Source organism: Oleiagrimonas sp. (genome assembly GCF_027858935.1).
Classification (GTDB): Bacteria; Pseudomonadota; Gammaproteobacteria; order Xanthomonadales; family Rhodanobacteraceae; genus Oleiagrimonas.
The window spans coordinates 1-5,782 of record NZ_JAQIBU010000369.1 but is presented as its reverse complement, the minus strand read 5'-3'; the positions used below and the strand labels follow the sequence as shown (position 1 = coordinate 5,782).

5 protein-coding genes and 1 pseudogene are annotated in these 5,782 nt (G+C 58.1%); 3 read left to right on the top strand and 3 right to left on the bottom strand.

Annotation, left to right across the window (positions count from 1 at the left end):
* The first annotated feature begins 4 nt into the window (after positions 1–4).
* The 3 genes from PF446_RS14130 to PF446_RS14120 all read left to right on the top strand — a co-directional run bounded on the left by PF446_RS14130 (position 5) and on the right by PF446_RS14120 (position 3,128).
* Entirely contained in the window at positions 5–226 is a 222-nt protein-coding gene (locus PF446_RS14130; RefSeq protein ID WP_298072707.1) for an AbrB/MazE/SpoVT family DNA-binding domain-containing protein, read from the top strand.
* Between the two features lie 12 nt (positions 227–238).
* Complete coding sequence (locus PF446_RS14125) at positions 239–670, top strand: type II toxin-antitoxin system death-on-curing family toxin (protein WP_298072705.1); 432 nt, start codon at positions 239–241, stop codon at positions 668–670.
* 472 nt (positions 671–1,142) lie between these two features.
* A complete protein-coding gene (locus PF446_RS14120) occupies positions 1,143–3,128 on the top strand; it encodes a DUF2075 domain-containing protein (protein WP_298072703.1) in 1,986 nt (661 codons plus the stop codon).
* A gap of 691 nt (positions 3,129–3,819) precedes the next feature.
* Here the strand turns inward: PF446_RS14120 and PF446_RS14115 are convergent.
* From PF446_RS14115 to PF446_RS14105, 3 genes and pseudogenes are all read right to left on the bottom strand, one after another.
* Positions 3,820–5,172, bottom strand: coding sequence for a type II toxin-antitoxin system HipA family toxin (locus PF446_RS14115; RefSeq protein WP_298072701.1), 1,353 nt, complete (start codon positions 5,170–5,172; stop codon positions 3,820–3,822).
* 3 nt (positions 5,173–5,175) lie between these two features.
* Positions 5,176–5,430, bottom strand: coding sequence for a helix-turn-helix transcriptional regulator (locus tag PF446_RS14110; protein WP_298072699.1), 255 nt, complete (start codon positions 5,428–5,430; stop codon positions 5,176–5,178).
* A gap of 130 nt (positions 5,431–5,560) precedes the next feature.
* Positions 5,561–5,782, bottom strand: a pseudogene (locus tag PF446_RS14105) (hypothetical protein); the annotation flags it as partial.

Below are 5,782 nucleotides of genomic sequence, written 5' to 3'. Positions count from 1 at the left end.
CCCCATGAAGCTGAAGATCACCACCATCGGCAACTCCGCCGGCGTGATCCTGCCCCGGGAACTGCTCACCCGCCTGCGCCTGCAAAAGGGCGACGAACTGTACGCCGTGGAAACCCCGGACGGCATCCGCCTGACCGCCTACGACCCCAAGCTCGCCGCGCAGATGGACGTGGCCGAGGAAATCATGCGCGAGGACCGCCAGGTTCTGCACAAGCTGGCGCAGTAACGGCCGGCCATCATGATCGTGTGGATCGAAAAAACCCTGGCCCTGGCCATCCACGACCGCCAGCTCGCCGAGCACGGCGGCGGCAACGGCGTGCGTGATGAAACGCTACTGGAATCCGCCCTCGCCCGCCCGCAACAGATGCATGCCGACGGCGACCCGTCGCCGGACCTCGCCAGCCTGGCCGCAGCACTGGCGTACGCGTTGGCCCGCAACCACCCCTTCGTCGACGGCAACAAGCGCACAGCGCATGTGGCCTACCGCGTATTCCTGGCCCTTAACCACGCCGAACTCGTCGCCAGCGACGAAGAGAAATACGTCAACATGCTTGCCCTGGCCGAAGGCTCACTGGCCGAGGACGCCTTTGCCGCCTGGATACGCGACCATCTGCATCTGAATACGGAACCGCGCATCAACGAAGACGAGGCAAGCTACGGCGGCAAATAAGGCCCGGCAAGCTGGGACGTAAACGATCCCTGACACCATGTTCTCTTTTCGGCCTTGCGGGAAATCAGCGACGGTCGTTCATTTCACTTCATGCCTTGTCTGAAATTAGCGGAGCAGGCAACGCCCAGATGCCGTGGGCTGCCTTTTCGGCGACGAATGTTGCCAGGCTGGCAACACCGCACGCAGCGGGGCACCCGCGGCCAAGACCATGGGCACCTCTCCGGGTCCGCAAGCTTCATCAAGGTGCCACCGAGCAGCTGCAGCTGAACTCCGATGACTCGGCCATCGCCAAGGCGGCCGGGGAGGTGGGGCTGACCTGAAGGCGATCATCGATGAGACGATTTTTTCCTGAGCCTCGATCCCATCGGGCGCAAGTCAACCGGAACCGTTTTTAAGTGAGTGAATGAGGCCCCTGCTTGCGCTAACCTGGGCAGGGTAGATCAATGCTGGCCGAACAATGGAACAAACAACGTTGCGCAAGCGTTGGGGATATGGGGCACCAATCAGCCAATTCCTTGAGGAAGATCCGGATTCCATTTTCGGAGCACTGGCGCGCTGGTCTGGATTTGCTGACGAGCCGAGCCAAAAGGCCGCCTGGTTGGAGCAAATCTCGATATTGAAAGGTTTGCTTCATCCCTATGCCGTATCGGTTGGTGCGCTTTTTTTCGAATATGACATCCCGCGATTGGGCCGTCGGGCGGACACCATCCTCGTGCTCGAGCACGTCCTTTTCGTCATCGAATTCAAGGTAGGCGCCAACACTTTTTCGAGTGATGCGATTGATCAAGTCTGGGATTACGCGCTCGATCTGAAGAATTTTCACGACGCCAGCCACCATATTCCGATTGTCCCCGTTCTTGTTGCAACCAAAGCAAGCGGGGTCTTGCCTTGCATCACCGCCGGACCCCACGAAGACGATGTTGTGATGCCCATCACCTGCGGCGCACTTGGTCTAGCTGACGCCATCCAGATGGGGCTCGAGCACTTCCCGCGAAAGTCGATTGATCCGGTCGTCTGGCAAGATGGCCACTATCATCCAACGCCAACCATTGTCGAAGCGGCGCGTGCGCTGTATGCAGGCCACTCGGTCAAGGAAATCTCACGCAACGATGCTGGTGCCGAAAACCTCTCGGTAACCTCGAACCGACTCTCCCACCTGATCGCCGAAGTACGTGAGCGCAGAGAAAAGGCGATCTTCTTCGTGACCGGCGTACCCGGAGCAGGGAAAACACTAGTTGGCCTGGACATCGCCAACCGGCATAACGATGAAGATGACAGCCTCTACAGTGTTTATCTATCCGGGAACGGCCCCCTCGTTAGCGTCCTTCACGAAGCCCTCGCTAGGGATCAGGTAGTTCGGGCACGGACAATGAAGAAAACTCTGCGCATCGGACAGGCTCGTAGCGCGGTCAAACAATTCATCCAGAACGTGCATCACTTTCGAGATGATTGTCTCGCAAGTGCGGAGGCGCCGATCGAGCACATCGCTCTGTTCGACGAGGCCCAGCGCGCATGGGACCTGCACCAGACGACCAGCTTCATGAGTCGCAAGAAAGGCGTTGAGGGATTTGATCAGTCCGAACCTGCGTTTCTGGTCTCATGTCTGGATCGCCATCGCGATTGGGCTGTTGTCGTATGCCTCGTGGGAAGCGGCCAAGAGATCAACACCGGCGAAGCCGGGATCAGCGAATGGCTCACGGCAATACGCAAGCGCTTTGACGACTGGTCCGTGTATCTCTCACCGCGATTGCGCGAAATCGAATACAACGCCGAGGATGAACTGCACGCGCTCGAAAACAACCCACGTGTCCGCTGGGACGAGGCCCTCCACCTTGCTGCTTCAATGCGATCGTTCCGCTCGGAGCGTGTCTCAGAATTTGTCAACTGCCTGCTTGCGCTGGAAATAGGCGCGGCACGCGAAGCGCTGTCGGAGATCTTGCCGAACTTCCCGATCCGCTTGACTCGCAGCCTCTCCGCCGCCAAGGCTTGGTTGCGTCAGCGGGCCCGTGGTAGCGAACGCTACGGAATCGTCGTCTCGTCCCAAGCGCAAAGGCTAAAACCGCACGCAATCGACGTCCGCGTCAAGGTCGATCCAGTCCGCTGGTTCCTCGAAAACAAGAGTGACGTGAGGTCTTCCTACTATCTAGAAGATGTTGCAACGGAATTCCAGATCCAAGGGCTCGAACTCGACTGGACATGTGTCGTATGGGACGGCGACTTGCGGCACAATGCTGGGCAATGGGACTACTTCGGGTTCAAGGGAAATCGTTGGGAGCACGTCCGAAAGGATATTCGCCAGCGTTACCTCCTCAATGCGTATCGGGTGCTGCTGACTCGGGCTCGACAAGGCATGGTGATTGTCGTGCCGGAAGGAAGCGACGAGGACCCAAGTCGGGCGCCAAGCTTTTACGACCCAGCATATCGGCTACTTTCGGAAGTGGGTGTCCCTGCCCTATAAGATGAGAAGCCATACTGGGCCGTAAATCCGCCAACCAAATTAAAGAGGACGGAGGCAGTTAAGCCGATTTAATTCCCTCAGACCGCTTTTTCGGCTTGCCGTTGATGGTCATCTGGTGGGTAGCGGTCCAGGCGCCGTTGGGGTTGTAGCTGTAGGTCGCGTCGAAAGCGGTGGACAGAGACCATGCGCCCCGCGGATTCATCAGGAAGGCGATGTTCTTGACGTGGTCGTCCTGGTTGCGCAGCGACCACGATGAACAGCATGCGGCGGAATTGTTCTTCCAGTTAGGCCATGGGCAGGTCCAGCTGGCGCATTACCAGTACGAGAAAAGGTGCCAGTGACAATTTCCGTTGTACCACGTTCCTTGAGGCGCGCTCGATGATGTTTTCATCGGATCACGTTAGGGATTGATGCATGCGCTCTCGCAGCCATGTGCAACAGGTCGATACGTTGGTATGGACGTGCTTTACCAAAGGCGCATCGTCGTCCAAGGGAAGATCCCGAGCGACCTCGGGCAGTGCGTTGTGCATGGTGTCCAGCAATGTCATCGCACGGCGGCGAAGCTGGGTGAAATTGAGACCCACGGATGCACACATGCGCAGCCAATGGCTGCCCATCAACCCCTTTGGGAAAAACGCTGTCAGGGATAATTTTTCGGGACGGACACCTCCGCACCTGGCGTCATCCTTCTTCAACTGCGCCTGTCCGGTTCTCTCGCGATACGCTTTGCAGCCTCCGTCATGCCTGTGTTTATCGTCTCGAACACGTACGAGGGAAAGCCCGCTGGCAACCGGTCCGAGAGGCTATCCATGGCTTCAGGAACCTGATGAACCAGTTCATCGATCATCTTTCCCGCTCCCTGTAGACCCAATTTTTCCGCCATCGAAATCCAATGCCAGCGATGGATGTCGTGAAGCAGATAGTGTGCATGCTTGCTTCGGACGGCCATGGCCAATTTGGCCCTGCGCGAATCCAGATGATTCGCCCCTGTGCCCTGTACCGGATACGTGGACAGGATGTCGTACAACGGCGTCAGCTGATAGCAGCCACCTGGCATGAGGTGAATACTGAAATTTTTTGCATGGCCATCGGTGGCCCCCATGAGCCAAAAAACGATCTGCGCCCGGAAAAATGTAGCGCGGTCTTGCTCGGGCCGTTCCGAACCCTGCAATCTGTCCATGATGCCTTGAATGCCCGGCCCTCCATCGGCCTCGTACTTGAGCGTTGGAGGCAGTCCAAAGACCTGGCAGAAGTCTTCTTGTGGGATGCGCTGCCACCAGGTGCCGTCACTGGATAATTTGCGGTCGAAGCGTTCCACGATCAGGGCTTTCTGATCTTCGAAGCAACCTATTTCAGTATTTGCCACGGGCAAACCCAACGCGCCAGCCAGCTGCATGCACAGCCACTCGATCTCGACCGAATCTTTCATGTCGGCCTGCATGTTGGCCACCCGCCCAAGGGGCAACTTGAAGATATGCGTGCTCGGCGTGGATCTTTGGGGAATACACCAGTTTCCCTCATGGAGAAGCAATGCGGTCTTCTCTTGCGCGCCCGCAATCGACAGGCGAAAGGCCTCGGTTTCCTCGCGCGTCCATCGATCTGTCGCAGGAAGATCCCGGAGAAGCTGGGCGACCCCTGCCTCATCCAGAGGCTGGCATTCGATAACCTTCACATCGTTGGGCGCCTCACCTGCCGGGACGAGCTGCACGGCCCCGGCACAGTCCCGACCAACGGCACTCAGCAGATCGAATGCGGTGGTTGAACGCGTACCGTAGCGCTCGCGCATCCGCTGCAGGATGCGCTCGTTGTCAGGAATAAGATTGTCAAAATAGGACGTAACAACATCGCCACGAATGGGCACGGGTGCGCTTGGTCCGTGACCGAAGGTGACCGGCAAGGACAAAGATAGAGGGCGGCCACTGGATGCCGCGATCCACGCTGAATCGTAGGTGAGACGATCCGCCCCCGCACCGCCTCGATCCCACCGCCCCACGCGGTGTCCGTTCATCCAGATATCGAGCGCTTTGACGACACGGGGAGGCATGACTTACCACTCCTCATACCGCAGGTTCTTTTGTGTCCCAGGATGCCCCCTTGGCCTCAGCACCACCTCCAAACCAAGCAACAAGCAAAGGCGGTGAATGCGGTCGAACGAAGCGCGTCCTGCATTTTTTTCCAGGCGCGACATGGCTTGAGGTGATACCCCAATCTTTTCAGCCACCTCTGCCTGCGTCATCCCCTGTTGCACGCGGGCAGCCCTCAGCACCGTACCGACTTGCTCCGGCACTCGTATGATGTCCATGAGGACTCAACCTCTGCGTTGAAAACCTAAAAAACAAGCTACAGGTTGTTTGTTGTACATTCAACACCTGCGTTGTTTTATTTGGCATGCGGCTCGATGGACGATCGATCCATCCTTGATGAATGGAGACTTATCCGACACTGGCAAACTGCAGCCGATGCGCCCGCGCGATCTGTTCGGTCTGCAATTCGCTCAGCCCAGCCTGCTCTGCAAATGCCGGCCACTGCCGCACGGTCTCGATCACTTCCTCCAGGATCACCTTGTCGCGCCCACGCTTGAGCATGGCGGACTGGGCGCAGGCGCGGAAGTCGGCCAGGGTGAAGCCCTCGCGCTTGCCGTGGATGGTCATCTG